Source organism: methane-oxidizing endosymbiont of Gigantopelta aegis (assembly GCF_016097405.1).
Taxonomy (GTDB): Bacteria; Pseudomonadota; Gammaproteobacteria; order Methylococcales; family Methylomonadaceae; genus Methylomarinum.
Genome location: NZ_JAEHGD010000001.1, coordinates 2,096,385 through 2,113,154, shown reverse-complemented (window position 1 = coordinate 2,113,154; position 16,770 = coordinate 2,096,385). Strand labels below are relative to the sequence as shown.

Genomic DNA, 16,770 nt, shown 5'->3' with positions numbered 1-16,770 from the left:
GGAGAAAAATGGCTTTATTGACTTTCAAAAGTGGCATCACGGCTTTGCTCTACGGCGTGGAAAATACACCCAACCCAACAAAACCAAAGCTATTACGGCAAAATAGATGCGATTGTCAGATGCTACCTTTTGCTGCCGCGCAAATTCCGGCACAAATAATGCCTGTTTAAGTTGCTCACTGTTTTCCAGACGGTGATAAGCCCAGCCAATATCTTTAGCGAGCTGCTGTAAATAGGGTTCATACAAACGAGTTAAATGTTGATTACCAACCACTTTAGCGCCACCAAACGGCGCATTTCGCGCATGATAAGCGCCCCAGGGCTGTAATGAGGTCGGCGGCAGACCAAAGGTTGAGCGATGCGGCACGTCCTCCGGTTGATAAAAACCTTGCTGCTGCCCCCGGTTGTCATATTTAGGAATAGGCACATTCTGCAAACCACCAACACCAACCAACACCCCTTTCAACTTACCTTTTACATCGCTGAAGTCAGTTTTATAGCGTGGATTGACAGGGGGCGCTTCATGTCCATCGGTAAAAAAAACCACCTGATTAGCTCTGTCCTGCAATTGAGTAAGCGTGCTCAGCAAGCCCTTGCTGATACGACTATCGGCCGCCCAAGCCATACGCCAGTCTATGTTTTCTATCACGCTGTCGATTTCAGCATAAGCTGAACACACCTCGATAGGCTCAAACAACAGAGTCGATTTTCGCTCCGTAAAAAGGCCTATCCCCACTTTGGATTGACAAGGAAGTTGCAAGACCACATCGTGCAATACCCGTTTAACAAATTGCAGCCGACTGGCCGCTTCATCGTTCACCTGGTAATCCCGGGCATTCATGCTGCGTGTGATGTCAACGATCAGAGTGAAATCATAAACGGCTTGGCGTTTGATGATTTGCGGCTTGATAAACAACGCCAACATCGCCAGCAGGGCAAGGCTCAATCCATAAAACCGATAGTCTTTCAGATTTTTTAATAGGTGTTGTCGAAACATGGTTTATGGCAACCCCCGCGGGAAACCAGGCACCGTTGCCCAAAGCTTGGTTTTTTTCTCCGGAATAGGCTCATCCTGTTCCAGGGTGATGCGATCCATTTCGGGTAACAAACGCATGGCTACTTCCAAATTATATTTGGCATCCCAATACTGACTGTCCAATGCTAAAGCCTGTCGATAGGCTTGTTTAGCCAGGGCAGACAACGCCATGGCCTCGTTGATCTGCATCGCTTCAGCCAATTCAATGGCTTCCGATAAGTAGAGATTACCCAGGTTATAGCGTGTTATCGTTTGTATATGTCGGCTACCTTGATTGATGATTCTACCCAAAACCACTTGCGCATCTTGATAACGGTGTTTCTTTTTCAGATAACCCGCATACGCCAACTGTAATTCAGGCGCCGTATTTTTCAATAACGCGGGCGTGATGGCTTTGCCTTGATTTAATTGAGTAATCAATTGATTGATATGGATTATTTGAAAATAGGCATAGCTACTTTGCAAAGTAACCACCAAAGCGATCAACAATCCTCCCCAACCGGCATAAAAACGAGCAACTCTTATCATGGCCGCGCCTCAATCAGTTTGAATCCCCATAACAGAGCGATAAATACCGTTGCCAACAGATAACATTGCGTGGATAAATCCTGTTTCGGTATCTTTTCGACATAATGCAAGGGCCTATTTTCCAGTTTGTTAATGTCATTGATGGCTTGTTGGACAGCATCCAGGTTTTCGGCCTGATAAGCTTTATAAGGTATCCCTAAGCTGCTAAAAAACAGATGCAAATAACGCTCGGGCATAGCGCCGGCATTGTCATCGCGTGAATCTTCGGGTTTTTCATATAATCCGGGACTGTTTTCGCTGCGCATAAAAATCCAATACAGCCGGATATTCAATTGTTTAACCCAGCGCCTTATATTTGCTTCGCTATCAGGGTCGATGACGGCCGCGCCATCGGACACCAATAGAATAATCCGGGAGCCGGTTTGTTCGCGTTGCTGTTGAAAATATGACAAGCCCATGGCCAGCCCTTTGCTGATATTGGTATAGGCTAATGCAGATAAATCGGTAGCTGAAACAGCAGCTAACACCGCTTGTTTGTTTTCTGTCAACGGCATCATAAATAAAGCCGAAGTACTATAGCCAGCGACACCGATTCGATCCTGCTGGCGGCGCTTAATAAATTCACTCAACAAACGTTTGGCTGCGCTGGCTTTGGATTCTTCACGACCATCAGGTGCCTTACCTGCATAGGTATAATCCATACTTTTACTTCTATCCAGCAATAACACGATATGTGCACCATAACCGATGCGCTCCCGGTATTGCTCGCCCCGATTCAAGCCAGCCAGCGCCAGTATCAGACTCGTCATGGCGGCAACGGCTAATAGCTTGATTAACACTGAAATACCGGTTGATAAGGCGTCTTGCGGCAAAATATCAATGGATGGATAATCGCTCTGGCTCACGCCATTGTTCCATAATGGAAATAACGCCATCAGTAACGCCAGCAATACCCAAGGGTGATCCACCGCTAGATTCATCGCATGCCTCGCTCTATTTGCAGACAATGCCGGCATAAGGCTTTAATTTTATCGCTCTCTTTTTTGCCACCCTTGGGACTGGAATCAAAAAAATGTTGATTGGAATAATCGAAAAACCAATTTAATTCGTCATCTAAGGATTGGTAATGCGGAAAGCGCTGATAAAAATCTGCCAATTGATGTTGAAACAAGGGTTTGCCATTCAATTGATTCAACGCCCCATGCATGATGTTCAACATCCGGGTTAAATCGCCTGCCGAATACCTAGCCAATTGCTGACAAGGCACTTTGAAAACCCGGTACTGAGGTAAAAAACGTAATCGACCATAGAGCCAGGCCAGGTAAAACAATGCCCCCAGCACAATAGCCAAACTGATTATCAGCCGGTTACGCAGGCTGCGGCTGTCGAGTAACGGCGCGGGTGCATCCGGCCGCATATATTCTTTGCCATCCTCCTTCCTGACGGCTAACTCACGCAGGGGCGCCGCGGTAAAATGCCAGCCTGGAACCTTTTTTTCGATGACATGGCCAAATTGTTTAAATTGCAAGGTAAAGCTGGGGAGTTCAAGCATTTTCACTTCTAAAGGTGCGTAAAACAGTTGATAAGTCAGGTCGATTCGATAACGGACGCCTGTCCCAGTTGTCGTTTTATCAATGTCAATCCTTTTCAAATCAAGCCAGCGATTAACCGCACCCCTGGCAGGCAAGCTGCTACGCTGCAAAACTAATCCTGGCCGGGTTTCGATAAGGATACGCTGTTTGATTTCATCGCCAATCACATAGCCAAAAGGCCGTGGCGTCTGTACCTGGAAAAAAGTAATGGGCTCGTTAATCGACTGAGAGCACGCCGCGGCCGATAACAACACAATAATCAAGACAAAAACAAACGGATAGCGCATCACTTAACCTTACTGTTGTAGAAAATACTGACTGACAGCATCGGCCTGATACCCCTGTTCCAGAAACAGCGGCTCGCAACCAAAGCTTCTGAAACAATGCTGAAGTAGCCGTTTTCTTTGTGCATAAGCGGCTTGAATTTTCTTATTCAGCCCCGGCCGCATCCATAAGGTGCGGGCTTTACCACGCTCCAGATCGGCCAGTCTCATCACACCCCAACGGGGTAAATCCCGATATGCCTTGTTATCCCATAACACCAGTGGGATGACCGTATGTTTATTCAGCCTTTGCATCGTGTTTTGAATCATTCTGACCGGCATATGAAAATCAGATAACACAAACACCAGAGCAGCACTATCAGGCAGATAGTCAGGCGCCTCAAGCAAACTTTCTGCCTTTCCAGCAAACACGGCCGGTGAAATCTGTTGTGCAATATCCATCACCCGCCCCAGCTGTAAACTGGCCGGTGCTATCAACCATTGATGCTTGAGCGTCTGACCACAACCGATAAAACCAAATCTATCACCGGTTGCATGCGCCGACTGAGCCACCGACAATAAACAATCAATAACCGCCTGTGGCTTACTATTGTGACCGTGATAGCTCATAGAGGCGGAAAAATCAGCCAGTAAAAAAACGTCTAGCCTAGACTGCTGTTGAAACGATTTAACCCGATATTCAGAAAAGGGATTCAACAAACTGGCTCTTAAATCAATATGTCTCGGATCAGGCTGACTGATCAGCGCTCGATGCTGTTTGAATAAAAAACCATTACCTGCCATCTGCCCCGGATGCGCGCCTGGAAAAATAGCATATTGTGCAGGTTTTCGATAATAAAAAACGTCATTCCTCAACATGGCTATCCTGCCTATGATTGGTTAATCACGAACATGACAAAACCAATGGTAAATAACATATACAGCGGAATGCTGTATTTTAGTGGGCAGCTGATGATTAGCCTGACGATACCGGAATAATTTTTATGTTGCCGGTTATACAATGACTCGCCCAATAGCCACAGCAATGAATTGGCGACGATAAGCAGTACAATGCTCAACAGACTGGCTTCGGTAAACAAAAAGGATTTATCGGTGAGCAACTCGGCCTTTTCATTAGCATGAACCAAGTTTGCCGCGAGTATCCCTAAAATCAAGGCACCTTCATCAAAGGCAACCAGAAAAAAACCATAACTGAAGAACCGAAAACGCTGACAACTACTTTGAATCCCGGGTAGTTTTTCTGCCAGATAAATAAGCGGAAGACTCAGACAAAACAACAACAGTCCGACGATACTGATCAATGCCCAAAACTTGACACCGATGGCCGAATTGAGTGAGGTGGTGTAATACGAAGCATAAGAAATACCGCTGAAATGATCTAATCTTTCGGCAATAATGGCGCAGACAAAACCGACCCCACTCCAGTTTATATAGACACCCAGTAAATCACTGAACCCACTTGCCGGGGTGATAGCTTTCAAAAATTCTTGTTTAGTCATCGTGTTGTTATTGTTATTTCATTGTTTTATTTAAGCCGGCCTACGCATAAAACACCTAACAGCATTAAACTGGCGTGAGATTTCAGCCACACGCAGAGGGACGAGCAAATAAAACCAAAATCCCAGACCAGCTTAAATCGAGACAACATGCTTTAAGGCGCGGCGACGCTTTCCACAATGCCTGAGATCAATTCTGGCAACAGTTGCTCTTGCCGATAACTGTATATTGGGTTCAAAAAAATCCGATGTGCCATAGTCACCCTAAATACCGCCTGCAAATCTTCAGGCAACAACGTTTCCCTGTTTTCCAGCCAGGCATTCACTTTTGCAGCGCGAATCAAAAAACTCATTCCTCTGGGGCTAGCGCCCGACATAATGAGCTGCTCCATTTCCACATCGGATAATGTAATTCCGTATTTTTTAGGATTTTTAGTCGCTGTCCATAAGTCCAGCGCATAATTTTTCAATGCCGCTGTTGGCTGTATCGTTTGCTGAATCAGTTGTGCCAATTCATTCAATTGATAGTAAGCAATAGTGCCCGTTTTCACACCACTGATTAACGAGTCAGTATCGTGAAAACGAGGATTGAACATCAATTCTTTCAATAACGCCTCATCTGCCGGCATGTCGATATTGATTTCCATCATAAAGCGGTCGCGGGCAGCGGCGGGTAATTCAAAGGTTTCCTCTCGTTCTATCCGGTTTCTATCGGCAAAGACCTGAACATGCGGAAATCGATATTCCTGATTAAAGGCACTGATACTTCTTTCTGCCATCACTCTTAACAACAAAGAATGCACCTGAGGACGCGCACGGTTTATTTCGTTAAAGAAGAAAGTTGCCAGATTCTCGCCTTGTTTGAGCAAAGGGCCTGGGTCAACCTGCGGCTTGCCTTTATCATCTAAATAGGTGTAATAAATCAAGTCGGCCGGCATCAAGTCGATCGTTCCTTCAATGCGTTGATAATTGCCACCTAATCCTTGCGCTATCGCGCGTAACAAAGTAGTTTTCCCAACGCCGACATTACCTTCCAGCAAAACATGCCCGCGTGCAAAAACAGAAATGACACAGTGTCTGACGGCTTGTCGCTGGCCTAAAAGCGTCTGGTTTATTTGTTGCTCAAATTCAAGGGCTAGATTTCGCCAATCGCTGAGTTGATTATTCAAAACTTTTTATCCAAAAAAAGACTCCAGCCCGGAGGAGAGCTGGAGCGAATACACTAATATTAGTCTTTACTGAAATAGCCAAGCCATTTCAGAAAGGGATAAATATCGCTATCTATACCTTTTGGTGACAAGAAGGATCTTGTCGGATGAGGTGTCTTAAAGCTCATCCACGTCATAAACAAACGTACCCGTTGCATTAAAATGGGCAACACGCTTTTTATTACGCGCTTCCATTTCTTTGATCGAGGCGGCTTGTTTATTCAGTTCGTTAGGATCATGCTTAGGGTCATATTTGCTTCCCGCCACTTTGGCAGGATAGCCCGGTTTAGGCTCCCAGCAATTTCCAGGTTCTTTACAATTTGTGCCGTCATACGCTTGCGCGGTCAACGATACGGATGCTGTCAATAAAACAGCGATAGATAACAGGTGTTTTTTCATATTGCGTCTCCTGAATTATTTTTTCAGCCACTTGGCCTTTTTCGGACTACCTTTATAAATTGAGCGTATCCAGGCCATAATTTTTAGCATTTCATCGGTATTGAAATTGACATACTGAGGGCCCATCATGCCTTTCGCGCCACCGAACAACAGCTCAAACAAACCCTTGTCCGTTGCAATGCTAGGATAGGTCCAGTAGTCATCGGCCAGCCCTGGCCCGAGCTTGCCTTCGGCCTCATGCCCATGACAGCCTGAGCAGCCAGTCATAAAAAGACTTTCACCTTCTTCAATGGCTTTTTTATCGGTGTTATAGGGGTTTTTACCATCCTTCATAAACTCTTTGAATGCTGGCGTATCCCCCCATAAGCGCCAACTTAAGCCCCCAACCACTTGATTTTCTCATTGTCGAATCATTCCCAAAATCAGCGTGCAACGAACGTTTTCTTCGCTACGCTTTTCAAATAATCACGTTGAAAGCGTTCTTGCTTCGGAAAACAGGCGTTCAATCCTGATTTAATGTCCTCAGCAATCGTTTTATACAAACGCCAGGGTGTCAATGCACGCGGCCCATCCATTTTCGTCAAGGCCTTGGTAAAACACCGCTGCGCGATCTTTTCCGTAACCACCGCATACAGAAGTTTGCCCTGTAAATACAATTCGGCCAATTGACTGTCTTTACGGGCACGTAATTGATTGATCGCCAACAGGCTTTTCAGCCGTTTGATCACCAATTCCACCTGCCAGCGTACACGATAGAGCGCGGCAGCCGTTTCGGTGCTGAGCAACTCGACCGGCACGGACGTTAAAATTAAGACCCATTCACTGAGATAGAGCGTTTTTTTCCTGGGCTGTACGTCCTTTGTTCTGCGCTCTGAGTTTCGCTTTACGCCGGGCTTGCGCCGCTTTTTCGGCAGGTAACGGAACCGCATGTACCGTGCAGGCGATTCGTTTAGTATCATGGCACAAATAAACCGGAATAGCCCCGCTTGTTTCCCGAGACGTTGTAATTTCGTTTCCCAGTCAATTTTTATCATTTTGCCGTGCTCGTCAAGCTCGTATAAATTCATGCTGTGTGCGTTATAGCGCAGCACAATATCGCCACCTCGGTCAATAAAGGCACCAACGACTTCGGTTGATTGTAGCCACGATCAATCAACACGACATCGCCCGATTCCAGCACATAATGGTCAAGGCTTTCGCCAATCTTGTCCGTACTGACTTCAACCTGGCGCAATGTCAGTGAAATCAAATCTATCGCGATATGTAGCCGATACGTGGTTTCTGTCGCACCGGGTTCCTGCACGGTCGAGCCATCAATAATAACGAAGCTTAATGAACCACTGTCAACCACCTGATGCAACCCAAATACGCCCGATAGCAAGGATTTTACCCAAGGAACGCAGGCCGCCAGTCTTTTTTACCGCCGTATCACTCAGGTAGCCCTGTAAGTGAGCCACCTCGCCGGCGCAACTCCGCAAGGAGAAATCCAGACCACAGTAGAGCATCACCAACTGTAACAGTTGTAAGGGCGAACGGATCTTGCGCGCACGCGTGAAGGCTTTAAATTCATAGGCTTGTTGTTGATAATCTTCTGGAAGTTCTTGCACAAATTGTTCAAAACGAGTATCTATGTGAGGTGGCTGCTTTTTCATAGGGTTTTCACTTTTGTCGGCAAAAGACTCTATGTGGTGGCCACACCTTTATTTTTCAACACGTAATCAATGATTTAATGGCTTAAGTTGGCGCTTATGGCGTATCCCCCCTTTTTGGCGACACTCAAATCCAAAGGTGTCCCCATAATGGCATGCCTCAATGTTATCTCTGCTTGCGCTGTCGTACCAACAAGCGCAGTTGCCAACACAGTGCTGGTCAATATTGTTTTAAATCTCATCATTTTTCCTATTATTTGATCGCATCACGATGACACTTCAGGTAACAATGGAATATTTTCATCCTTCAATATCGCTTCAATTTCAGATTGATAGTGGTCGATAAAATTATTCAATTGCTGTAGTAAAGCTGTTTCTCCTTTGCGTACCGCCATTGCGGTACTGTAATGTTGCTGAACCTTTTTGCCATCTGCACGAGTACTGTTATCAGGCACCACTACCATAGTTAAAGGCACAGTGGATGCTTTAACATAGCGTGCGGCAGCCGGCCCCCAAACTACGGCAACTTCCGCCTTGCCATTAGCGACATCAGCCACGATTTTACTAACGTCATATTTAACATATTGATTACGACGTGACTTAAAGCCAACTAGAGACTTGTTATAGTTAAACGTATCGCTATAGCGTCCGATTGCCCGAACCATGACCTCTGAAGGTGTACCAGGCACATAGCCTATCAGTTTGACTGAACGTAAAACCTCGCTGTCCCAGTCCTGTATATCCAAGTCATCCGCTTGCCGTGAAATAAATACATAAGCCGAGCGATAATAAGGCTGCGTTGTCGCTACACGCGGATCACCCGCATCAACACCGATCACCACATCGCACTGGCCTTTGTTCAGAAAATCACGAATAAAATAACGAGGGTCTTTCCAGTAAACATATTTGATTTTACGATTCAGCCCTTGTCCCAATAACTGCGCCAGCTTGTTTTCAAAACCTTCTCCCTTTGTATTGGAGTACGGCATTTCATCTTCAGCAGCACAAACTTTAAGGACCGGACCTGTTGGCTCTACGGCAAGTTCTGGCTGAGCATTTGCCACACAACCTGAAATTAGCACCGTTCCAGCCAGGCAAAGCAATCTTGATTTTAGTGTCATATTTTTCCGTTAATCCTGTAAATTCAGACAGGGTGAACAACGCTATGTCATTCACCCCATGAGCTATCAGTCCAGTGCAAAAGTCATAACACCGCCACCCATTTGCGTGTAATGTGCCAATTCCTTAAATGCACCCACAGCGCCCAAACCCGCAGTCGGATCTTGCAAGTCAAACACCAAGCCGACACCCGGCCAGCCACCGACACCGTAGTAAATGGAAATGTATTGTTTCCCATTATGCTTATAGGTAATCGGATGACCAATCACACCAGAAGGCAATTTGAATTTCCAAAGCTCCTCACCCGTATTTGAGTTAAGCGCTTTGATATAGCCATCTAATGTGCCATAGAAAACCAAATCTCCGGCTGTTGCCAATGTTCCACCCCAAACGGCAAATTTTTCTGGAATTTCCCATTTCATTTCTCCCGTTACCGAATCCATGGCTTTCACTTGACCTAAGACACCCTTCGGCCCCGGATACATATTCAGCGTTGCACCGACAAAAAACTGACCCGCTCGATAAGGCAGCATGAACGGCTCCCAGTCCATGCAGATATGATTGACTCCCATGAAAAATGTCTTGGTAACGGGGTTATACGATTCAATACCCTGATTGTGATAGCCCATCGCAGATGGACAAATTCCTTTTGCCTCATGATCCATATGGGTTGAATACTCTGGATCTCGAATCGGAAGACCGGTTTTTAAATCGACCTTTTTAACCCAGTTGACGGTGTCGTCGATTTTGAATGCATTGACTAAGTCACCATTTTCACGGTTCAGCGTATAAACCAGGCCATTTCTGTCGGGATGGGTCAGCAATTTAGTCATTTTTCCGTTGACCATTTGCTCAGACAGGCCCATATAGTTCACACCGGCATAGTCCCATTCATCGTGCGGTGTTTTTTGATAGCCAAAGATAGCTTTACCAGTATTGACATCCCGCCCCCAAATGGTCATGGTCCATTTATTATCTCCGGGACGCATGGTTTCATTCCACGGCGCAGGATTGCCTGAACCGTAATAAATCATTTCCAGATCACTATCGTAGGCATACCAGCCCCAGTTCGTTCCGCCACCAATTTTCCAGGCATCGCCTTCCCAGGTTTTAGTGCCTAAGTTAAACTGGCCGTAATGAGGGTTATCTTTATTAAATCCTTTTCCAATCCCTATATCTTCATCCGGCCCTGTGGCATAAACCCGCCATACTTGCGAGCCGTCTTTAATCCTGTAGGCCGTCGCATAGCCCCGCACACCCAACTCAGCTCCAGCACTGCCGACAATCACCATATCCTTAACCACAAAGGGCGCTGAGGTTAATGTTGAACCCATGGCAATATCCGAGTTCTCCATTTTCCAGATCATTTTCCCGGTTCTGGCATTGATCGCCACAATATGACCATCTAATTGATTCAAAAAAATCGTCGGCGGATAATCCTTAGTCCCTGGTGCATAGGCTAGACCTCTATTGACTACATCACAGCAGGCCACCGCGCGTGCTGCTGGATTTTGCTTCGGTTTATATTCCCACAAGATTTTATCCGGCTCGTCTAAATCCAGCGCAAACACATTGTTGGGAAACGGCGAATGAATATACATAATCCCGTCAACCACCAAAGGCCCGCCTTCGTGCCCATTCAATACGCCTGTAGAGAATGACCAGACCGGTTTCAGCTTATGGACATTTTGGATATTAATCTGGTACATATTACTGAAATGGGTAGCACTGTAATCTTTGGTCTGCATCACCCAATTCGTATTTTGCTTTGACAAGGCTTCTAATTTCTTGTTTGCACTGGCTTGCTGGGATACGGCAAAAATTGCACTGGAAACGAGCATCGTCGTTCCGATATTCCGAGCAAATTTTTTAATCTGCATGAACTCCTCCTGATTGATTTTTTTATTTGAAAGCATTTGCCATCACTGTGTATCAAGAGCCTCTGATCAAACTAACTGAAACTGGCAAATGCTTGATGGCTATTCTATGGATCCAGCAGTTGCTCGAATACGGAATTATCCTTGTTTTCACCTGGGAAAAATTCCTAATAACGGCATCATGCAAAAAGGAAAATATCCTATATCTTTTAAGGCTCGACTTATTCATGATATTTACTTTTTTAAGTGATTTGTCATGTCCAAAATCAGCGTGTTATTAGTTGACGATCATGCAGTAGTCCGAGAAGGCTATAAGTCTTACTTATCGCTCTCAGATAAAATAGGCGCGATTTATGAAGCCGATAGTGGTGAGCAAGCCTGTCAACACTATATCCAACAACCGGTTGATGTGGTGGTAATGGATTTATCCATGCCGGGCATGGGCGGACTAGAGTGTATCAGACGCCTGATTAGCCGCGCCCCACAGTGTAAAATTCTGGTTTTCAGCATTCACAACGAGCCGATTTACGCTACCCGCGCGATCAAATCAGGCGCTAAAGGCTATATCAGCAAAAGCAGCGTGCCAGAAACCTTGGTAACGGCTGTCTGCTCTATCGCCCAAGGCAAGACCTATATTGATGCAACACTGGCACAGCAGCTCGCGGTTAACATGATCACTGAACAAAATGATGAATCAAAAATTAAACTTCTATCCCCGCGTGAATTCGATGTTTTTTGCTTGTTGGCTAACGGCAACAGCCCGCGCGAAATCGCAGAAAAGCTTCATTTGAGCTATAAGACAGTGTGCAATCACAGCACAACCATTAAAGAAAAACTGGCGGTTAAAACAATTGCCGAATTCACCCTACTGGCAACCCGCCAGGGATTGATAAAGTCTGAAAAATTAGGGGTTGAATAGTTTTTTCAACCCCCCCCCACACATTCTCTCCAGATTTATGGCTTCGCGCATACACGAGGCTGATCCACAAACTGACCGAAAGCTCGACTGCCCGCACCGATATTGATGCGCTTTATTGCCGTATTGGTTTGTGTATCGAATACACTCAGACTGCCATCAAACCAGTTCAACACCAGTAAGTGCTGATTTTCTTCATCAACTGCGATATTTTCAGGGTAGGCGCCTGTTTTTAGAACATGGACGAGTTTATGCGTTTGGGCGTCCAGCACACTCACACTATTTTCCAATTGATTGCTGACATAGACCTTACGCTGTTTCCTGTCTATCGCAACTCCATAAGGCATTCGCCCGACTTTAATCTGCTTGATTTCGGTTAAATTGACGACATCGACAACACTCACGGTATTACTTTGTGAATTGACGACATAGGCAACCTTATCATCAATTGCCAAGGCAAAAGGCGCCCGCCCAACACGGATGGTTTTAATGACATCAAGACTTTCCGTATTTATTACTGAGACACTGTCACTTTCCCTGTTGAGCACCCACACTTGGGATTCACAAGGCTCTGTCGCTATTCCGGCTGGCGACTGACCAACGGCTATTTTTTTTATGATGCGCCCACTACCTGGGTGAATGACGCCAACCAAATTCCCACTCCAGTCGGTGTAAAAAAGATAACGCTTAGCAAAAACAGCCCCAAAAGGACTGCCACCTACACTAATATGCTCCAACGGAATCAGCTTCTGGCTATCTACAAAACTGATCAGTCCTTGTTCCGGATAAGTCACGGCAAACCAGGGCTGATGTGGGTTAATAGCAATGCCTGCCGGGCCTTCAAGCGTTGGAATGCGCGTTTTGAATGACAGATCAGAGCGTCCAAACACACTAACACTCTCCCCCTGCTGCTGGTTAATATAAAAATAATCGCCACTTGTCGCAAAATTTGAACAGACCAGCAGCATCAGGACAAGAAACGACCGAAACATTTTATTTTTCTACTGCCTTTTTCAATCCTTCCAGGCCGTTTTGAACAAACTGATTCATGGCCTTAACTGCCGCTTCATCATTCAATCTTTTAGGTGGATTGTTGCTGGTATCGCCGCGGTAAAAACGACTCTTCCATTTGACTTTTGTTTTGTCTCCTTCGGCAACTAACTGGATAGCCGCCGAATACGAACTGACCGGAAAAGCATCGGTATTTTCCTTACTCAAACGGTAATTATATTCATGATCGGCATCACTGATATAATCAAGGCCTTCGGTCAATATTCCCGTTTTCAGCGTCAAGCGGCGCTCGCTGCCCGATTGGTTTTTTCCATCGCCTTCACTGGCAAGAACATCGGGATGCCAATCAGCAATCCGATCAAACTGCTTGACCACCACCCAAACCTTTTCAATAGGCGCATCGATCACAATACTTTTATCCACTTTCCTCGGTGTAGGACCGTGGGCATAGGCTGTCATCGACATGATAGACAGAAAAACAAGGAATAATCTGCTTAAATTCATACATAACCCCTAATTGAAAATTGGGCATTATCAATGATTAAACAGAGACTTGTAACGGGAAGTATTCTTGCGTAGACACCGGAATTTTTCCTTATTCCAATCTTACCCACAGTGCCGATGGTAGATTAAGTTGAAGCGTGCATAGCATTCGGATCAATGCTTCATAATCCCCAATACGATTGCAATATGTGCTAATTCAGCGCTACTGGAAACCTGTAGTTTTTTCTTGATTTGCGTAGCATAATTTGCCACTGTCTTATAGCCTAAACATAATTCATCAGCAATCTTATGCACAGTCAAACCTTTGGCCAATAAGCGAAAAACATCAAATTCCCGCGCCGAAAATGTTTCTATAATGCCTTGAAAATCATGCTCTGAATTATCTGCGCTGCTTTGTTTAAGCAAACCTTCTTCTACATAGATCTGCCCCTTATCAATAGCTTCTATCGCCTCGGCTAAAATTTCCGGCGCACTATTTTTGCTGATATAGCCTTTTGCGCCTGCATTTAAGGCACGGGCAATATAAACCTGCTCATCATGCACGCTGAACACCAGAATTTTGATTTTTTCATCACGTTGCACCAGGCGTTTGATTGTTTCCAGGCCGCCGATGCCAGGCATGGATAAATCCATCACAATAATATCTGGCCGGCTGGACTGACAGATATGAATCGCTTGTTCACCGCGCTCGGCTTCTGCAATCACTTCTATATTTGAGGACGTAGCCAGCAATAATTTAAAACCAGCTCTGACTACGGCATGATCATCGACCAGCAAAACCTTTATTTTCGTATTCATGTCAATGGAATTTCTGCCGTGATTTTTAGGCCTTTGTTATTTTCGGACTGTATTTCAAAACGACCTCCTAAGAGGGTAATTCTTTCTTTCATACCCAAGAGCCCAAACCCAGATGAGACTTGCTCAAGATCACAGCCTACTCCGTCATCAATAATCGATAACACCAGTGTATCTGAATCCGGCTTGATACGAAGGCTGATATCGACCTGACTGGCGTGGGCGTGACGGATAATATTGGTCAGACTTTCCTGAATCACACGAAAAATTTGTATCATAACACTTTGCTCTAGTTGGTCCACCGCATCCTCATAATGCAAGGTAAACACAGTATGTGCATGCCTGACTTCCCAGTGATGAAGTAAATCCTCCAACGTCGCTTTCAAACCCAGCTCTGTCAATATCAAAGGGTGTAATTGCTTCATCATCGAACGCACAACCGCCATCAAGTGATCACAGATTTCAATCATGGAGGCCGTAATTTTTTGGGTATCTGTTTTATCATGGGCAGCGGTTACAGCCATCACTTTCAGCGCCGTCAATGACTGACCAAACTCATCATGCAGATCCTGAGACAGACGCTGGCGCTCGTCTTCCTGAATCTCCAGCGAATGTTGCGTCAAAGCGCGGTTCTGTTGCTCTGTCTTGTTCAGCACATCGGTCATATGATTGATCGCCTTGGCGATGTCATCATATTCCCGTGTCGAAAAATCAGCTAGTTTCTTTTGATAATCGCCTTTTTCGATGCCTTTGAGATGTTCAATAATCGCATGGATAGACTTGATGGTTTTATTGAACACCAGTTGAACAGAAAGAAATGTCAGCAAAACAAGCGCAAATAGTGTGATAAAAAAGGCGATACTTTCTTGCCAGGCTTCCGAAATTTCATCCATTGGATTGGCTTTAATAAGCAGCGTCAATGTCCCGTTATTCGACGTTTTAATCGGATATTCCACTATCGGGTAATCGCTGAGAACTAAGCGAACAAACCAGTCAGGCGGCATATCATCAGTCTTTTGTCGTTGAGAATGTCCTGAAATATTGATCAACTTCCCGGATGACATTTTAAGCTGGATATTTAAATGCCGTGTTTGATCCAAATGACTCAACCTCGACATCCAGTCCGTTTGATTGGCTTTATTCGCATCCATGCCAAGTTTGATTAGTTGTAATGCCAGATGAATGGATGAATCCACTTCTTTTTTGACCGATTGTCGTGCCTGCCAAATACCGATAGAGCCGCCTAGCAACAGAATACACAGCGAAATCACCAGAATTCTGATACTGATTTGGTAACGCAAACTCATTGGGAAAATTTCCTTATTTATAACCATAACGTCAGCCACAAACCAAAAAGTGCTATCTTGACACACTGTTCCAACACGATACAAGAGAGACCATGAAGCGAGTTTTAGTGACATTGTTATTTTTAATCAGCAGTCAGGTCAATGCCGAGACCGTCTATGTCACCCTGGAAAAAGATAATGCTCTGGCTGTTGTCGACCCTGTCGCCGGCAAACTTTTAAAAACAGTCGCTATCGGCCAGCGCCCGCGAGGCATCGTCCTCAGCAAGGATCGGCAACAGCTCTATATCGCCACCAGTGACGATGATATTATCCAAATCATCGATACCCAAACATTAAAACCCGTAGGCTACTTGCCATCAGGGGAAGACCCTGAAACCTTTGCCATCAATCCAGCGGGTGACAGGCTTTATGTCTCAAATGAAGATGACAGCCTGGTCACGGTGATTGACATTAAGCAGGCCAAAGCCATTAAAACCATCCCTGTCGGTGTAGAGCCCGAACCTGTCGCGGTCAGCCCTGATGAGAAATGGGTTGTGAGTGCCTCTGAAGCCACCAATATGGTGCATTGGATTAAGCAGGAAACATTGACGGTTGAAGATAATACATTGGTCGATCCGCGCCCTAGAGGGTTAAGTTTTAGCGCGGATAGTCAACGACTCTGGGTAACCTCTGAACTCGGTGGAACCGTTACGGTGCTCGATACCATCAGCCATAAGAAGATTAAAACCATTCAATTTTCGATTCCGGGGGTAAGTGATGACAAAATTCAGCCCGTTGGCGTCATTGTCGACAACACTAATCAATGGGCGTTAGTGGCATTAGGCCCCGCTAATCGCGTCGCGTTGATCAATGCACAATCATTAGAAGTGGAAAAGTATTTTTTGGTGGGGCAACGCGTCTGGAACCTGGCATTTTCTCCTGATCAGAAAAAGGTGTACACCACTAATGGCGTCAGTAATGATATTTCCATTATCGATCTCGATAAAATGAAAGTGATCCGTTCAATTGCAGTCGGGCGTTACCCTTGGGGGCTGGTCATCAAATAAATAG

At 45.3% G+C, this 16,770-nt stretch carries 21 protein-coding genes; 2 read left to right on the top strand and 19 right to left on the bottom strand.

Translation table 11 applies throughout. The features are described 5' to 3' along the window. Nucleotides 1–36: 36 nt before the first annotated feature. The 15 genes from JEU20_RS10640 to JEU20_RS10570 all read right to left on the bottom strand — a co-directional run bounded on the left by JEU20_RS10640 (nt 37) and on the right by JEU20_RS10570 (nt 11,190). Nucleotides 37–996, bottom strand: a complete 960-nt coding sequence (locus tag JEU20_RS10640; protein WP_198245679.1) for a vWA domain-containing protein — start codon at nt 994–996, stop codon at nt 37–39. Between the two features lie 3 nt (nt 997–999). Beyond that, the gene (locus tag JEU20_RS10635) at nt 1,000–1,563 is read right to left on the bottom strand and encodes an MxaK protein (protein ID WP_198245677.1); all 564 of its coding nucleotides are present in this window, start codon (nt 1,561–1,563) and stop codon (nt 1,000–1,002) included. Continuing rightward, nucleotides 1,560–2,543 (bottom strand): vWA domain-containing protein, encoded by a 984-nt coding sequence (locus JEU20_RS10630; RefSeq protein WP_198245675.1) that lies wholly within the window; start codon nt 2,541–2,543, stop codon nt 1,560–1,562. Before JEU20_RS10630 ends, JEU20_RS10635 begins: the two co-directional genes overlap by 4 nt. Beyond that, nucleotides 2,540–3,442, bottom strand: a complete 903-nt coding sequence (locus JEU20_RS10625; protein ID WP_198245673.1) for a nonribosomal peptide synthetase MxaA — start codon at nt 3,440–3,442, stop codon at nt 2,540–2,542. Before JEU20_RS10625 ends, JEU20_RS10630 begins: the two co-directional genes overlap by 4 nt. Nucleotides 3,443–3,451: 9 nt before the next feature. Next, on the bottom strand, nt 3,452–4,297 hold the full coding sequence (locus JEU20_RS10620; protein WP_198245671.1) for a DUF58 domain-containing protein: 846 nt from the start codon (nt 4,295–4,297) through the stop codon (nt 3,452–3,454). An 11-nt stretch (nt 4,298–4,308) separates the two neighbouring features. After that, nucleotides 4,309–4,938, bottom strand: coding sequence for an MxaP protein (locus JEU20_RS10615; RefSeq protein WP_198245669.1), 630 nt, complete (start codon nt 4,936–4,938; stop codon nt 4,309–4,311). Nucleotides 4,939–5,090: 152 nt separating this feature from the next. Further along, complete coding sequence (locus JEU20_RS10610) at nt 5,091–6,104, bottom strand: AAA family ATPase (RefSeq protein WP_198245667.1); 1,014 nt, start codon at nt 6,102–6,104, stop codon at nt 5,091–5,093. 156 nt (nt 6,105–6,260) lie between these two features. Continuing rightward, a complete protein-coding gene (locus JEU20_RS10605) occupies nt 6,261–6,542 on the bottom strand; it encodes a methanol dehydrogenase [cytochrome c] subunit (protein WP_198245664.1) in 282 nt (93 codons plus the stop codon). Between the two features lie 15 nt (nt 6,543–6,557). Continuing rightward, nucleotides 6,558–6,932 carry a cytochrome c(L), periplasmic gene (moxG, locus tag JEU20_RS10600; RefSeq protein ID WP_281066817.1) on the bottom strand — a complete coding sequence of 125 codons (375 nt, stop codon included), beginning with the start codon at nt 6,930–6,932 and terminating at the stop codon, nt 6,558–6,560. Nucleotides 6,933–6,964: 32 nt separating this feature from the next. After that, nucleotides 6,965–7,633: a transposase gene (locus JEU20_RS10595; RefSeq protein WP_198245662.1), complete on the bottom strand. Its 669-nt coding sequence runs from the start codon at nt 7,631–7,633 to the stop codon at nt 6,965–6,967. Further along, nucleotides 7,606–7,923, bottom strand: a complete 318-nt coding sequence (locus JEU20_RS10590) for a hypothetical protein (protein ID WP_198244103.1) — start codon at nt 7,921–7,923, stop codon at nt 7,606–7,608. The genes JEU20_RS10595 and JEU20_RS10590 overlap by 28 nt, the downstream gene beginning before the upstream one ends. Then, nucleotides 7,886–8,194, bottom strand: coding sequence for a hypothetical protein (locus tag JEU20_RS10585; RefSeq protein ID WP_198245660.1), 309 nt, complete (start codon nt 8,192–8,194; stop codon nt 7,886–7,888). The genes JEU20_RS10590 and JEU20_RS10585 overlap by 38 nt, the downstream gene beginning before the upstream one ends. A 74-nt stretch (nt 8,195–8,268) precedes the next feature. After that, nucleotides 8,269–8,433, bottom strand: coding sequence for a hypothetical protein (locus JEU20_RS10580; RefSeq protein ID WP_198245658.1), 165 nt, complete (start codon nt 8,431–8,433; stop codon nt 8,269–8,271). Nucleotides 8,434–8,457: 24 nt separating this feature from the next. After that, a complete protein-coding gene (gene moxJ, locus JEU20_RS10575) occupies nt 8,458–9,312 on the bottom strand; it encodes a methanol oxidation system protein MoxJ (RefSeq protein WP_198245656.1) in 855 nt (284 codons plus the stop codon). 66 nt (nt 9,313–9,378) lie between these two features. Beyond that, nucleotides 9,379–11,190, bottom strand: coding sequence for a methanol/ethanol family PQQ-dependent dehydrogenase (locus JEU20_RS10570; RefSeq protein ID WP_198245654.1), 1,812 nt, complete (start codon nt 11,188–11,190; stop codon nt 9,379–9,381). Nucleotides 11,191–11,443: 253 nt separating this feature from the next. Here JEU20_RS10570 and JEU20_RS10565 point away from each other — a divergent pair, with 253 nt between their 5' ends. Beyond that, nucleotides 11,444–12,106: a response regulator gene (locus tag JEU20_RS10565; protein ID WP_198245652.1), complete on the top strand. Its 663-nt coding sequence runs from the start codon at nt 11,444–11,446 to the stop codon at nt 12,104–12,106. A gap of 35 nt (nt 12,107–12,141) precedes the next feature. On the opposite strand, the gene JEU20_RS10560 is transcribed toward JEU20_RS10565, so the two are convergent. The 4 genes from JEU20_RS10560 to JEU20_RS10545 form a co-directional block, all read right to left on the bottom strand. Then, the gene (locus JEU20_RS10560) at nt 12,142–13,095 is read right to left on the bottom strand and encodes a YncE family protein (protein WP_198245650.1); all 954 of its coding nucleotides are present in this window, start codon (nt 13,093–13,095) and stop codon (nt 12,142–12,144) included. 1 nt (nt 13,096) lies between these two features. After that, on the bottom strand, nt 13,097–13,618 hold the full coding sequence (locus JEU20_RS10555; RefSeq protein WP_198245648.1) for an SRPBCC family protein: 522 nt from the start codon (nt 13,616–13,618) through the stop codon (nt 13,097–13,099). Between the two features lie 153 nt (nt 13,619–13,771). Further along, nucleotides 13,772–14,416, bottom strand: coding sequence for a response regulator (locus JEU20_RS10550; protein ID WP_198245646.1), 645 nt, complete (start codon nt 14,414–14,416; stop codon nt 13,772–13,774). Continuing rightward, complete coding sequence (locus JEU20_RS10545; RefSeq protein ID WP_245395189.1) at nt 14,413–15,747, bottom strand: HAMP domain-containing sensor histidine kinase; 1,335 nt, start codon at nt 15,745–15,747, stop codon at nt 14,413–14,415. The genes JEU20_RS10550 and JEU20_RS10545 overlap by 4 nt, the downstream gene beginning before the upstream one ends. A 65-nt stretch (nt 15,748–15,812) precedes the next feature. On the opposite strand from JEU20_RS10545, the gene JEU20_RS10540 reads away from it, so the two are divergent. Beyond that, nucleotides 15,813–16,766, top strand: coding sequence for a PQQ-dependent catabolism-associated beta-propeller protein (locus tag JEU20_RS10540; RefSeq protein WP_198245643.1), 954 nt, complete (start codon nt 15,813–15,815; stop codon nt 16,764–16,766). The last annotated feature ends 4 nt before the right edge of the window (nt 16,767–16,770 follow it).

Excerpts from the sequence above, each read along its gene's own strand:
- JEU20_RS10640 (WP_198245679.1), bottom strand. The coding sequence starts at position 996 with ATGTTTCGACAACACCTATTAAAAAATCTGAAAGACTATCGGTTTTAT.
- JEU20_RS10635 (WP_198245677.1), bottom strand. The coding sequence starts at position 1,563 with ATGATAAGAGTTGCTCGTTTTTATGCCGGTTGGGGAGGATTGTTGATC.
- JEU20_RS10630 (WP_198245675.1), bottom strand. The coding sequence starts at position 2,543 with ATGAATCTAGCGGTGGATCACCCTTGGGTATTGCTGGCGTTACTGATG.
- JEU20_RS10625 (WP_198245673.1), bottom strand. The coding sequence starts at position 3,442 with ATGCGCTATCCGTTTGTTTTTGTCTTGATTATTGTGTTGTTATCGGCC.
- JEU20_RS10620 (WP_198245671.1), bottom strand. The coding sequence starts at position 4,297 with ATGTTGAGGAATGACGTTTTTTATTATCGAAAACCTGCACAATATGCT.
- JEU20_RS10615 (WP_198245669.1), bottom strand. The coding sequence starts at position 4,938 with ATGACTAAACAAGAATTTTTGAAAGCTATCACCCCGGCAAGTGGGTTC.
- JEU20_RS10605 (WP_198245664.1), bottom strand. The coding sequence starts at position 6,542 with ATGAAAAAACACCTGTTATCTATCGCTGTTTTATTGACAGCATCCGTA.
- JEU20_RS10585 (WP_198245660.1), bottom strand. The coding sequence starts at position 8,194 with ATGAAAAAGCAGCCACCTCACATAGATACTCGTTTTGAACAATTTGTG.
- JEU20_RS10580 (WP_198245658.1), bottom strand. The coding sequence starts at position 8,433 with ATGAGATTTAAAACAATATTGACCAGCACTGTGTTGGCAACTGCGCTT.
- moxJ (WP_198245656.1), bottom strand. The coding sequence starts at position 9,312 with ATGACACTAAAATCAAGATTGCTTTGCCTGGCTGGAACGGTGCTAATT.
- JEU20_RS10570 (WP_198245654.1), bottom strand. The coding sequence starts at position 11,190 with ATGCAGATTAAAAAATTTGCTCGGAATATCGGAACGACGATGCTCGTT.
- JEU20_RS10565 (WP_198245652.1), top strand. The coding sequence starts at position 11,444 with ATGTCCAAAATCAGCGTGTTATTAGTTGACGATCATGCAGTAGTCCGA.
- JEU20_RS10560 (WP_198245650.1), bottom strand. The coding sequence starts at position 13,095 with ATGTTTCGGTCGTTTCTTGTCCTGATGCTGCTGGTCTGTTCAAATTTT.
- JEU20_RS10555 (WP_198245648.1), bottom strand. The coding sequence starts at position 13,618 with ATGAATTTAAGCAGATTATTCCTTGTTTTTCTGTCTATCATGTCGATG.
- JEU20_RS10550 (WP_198245646.1), bottom strand. The coding sequence starts at position 14,416 with ATGAATACGAAAATAAAGGTTTTGCTGGTCGATGATCATGCCGTAGTC.
- JEU20_RS10545 (WP_245395189.1), bottom strand. The coding sequence starts at position 15,747 with ATGGTTATAAATAAGGAAATTTTCCCAATGAGTTTGCGTTACCAAATC.
- JEU20_RS10540 (WP_198245643.1), top strand. The coding sequence starts at position 15,813 with ATGAAGCGAGTTTTAGTGACATTGTTATTTTTAATCAGCAGTCAGGTC.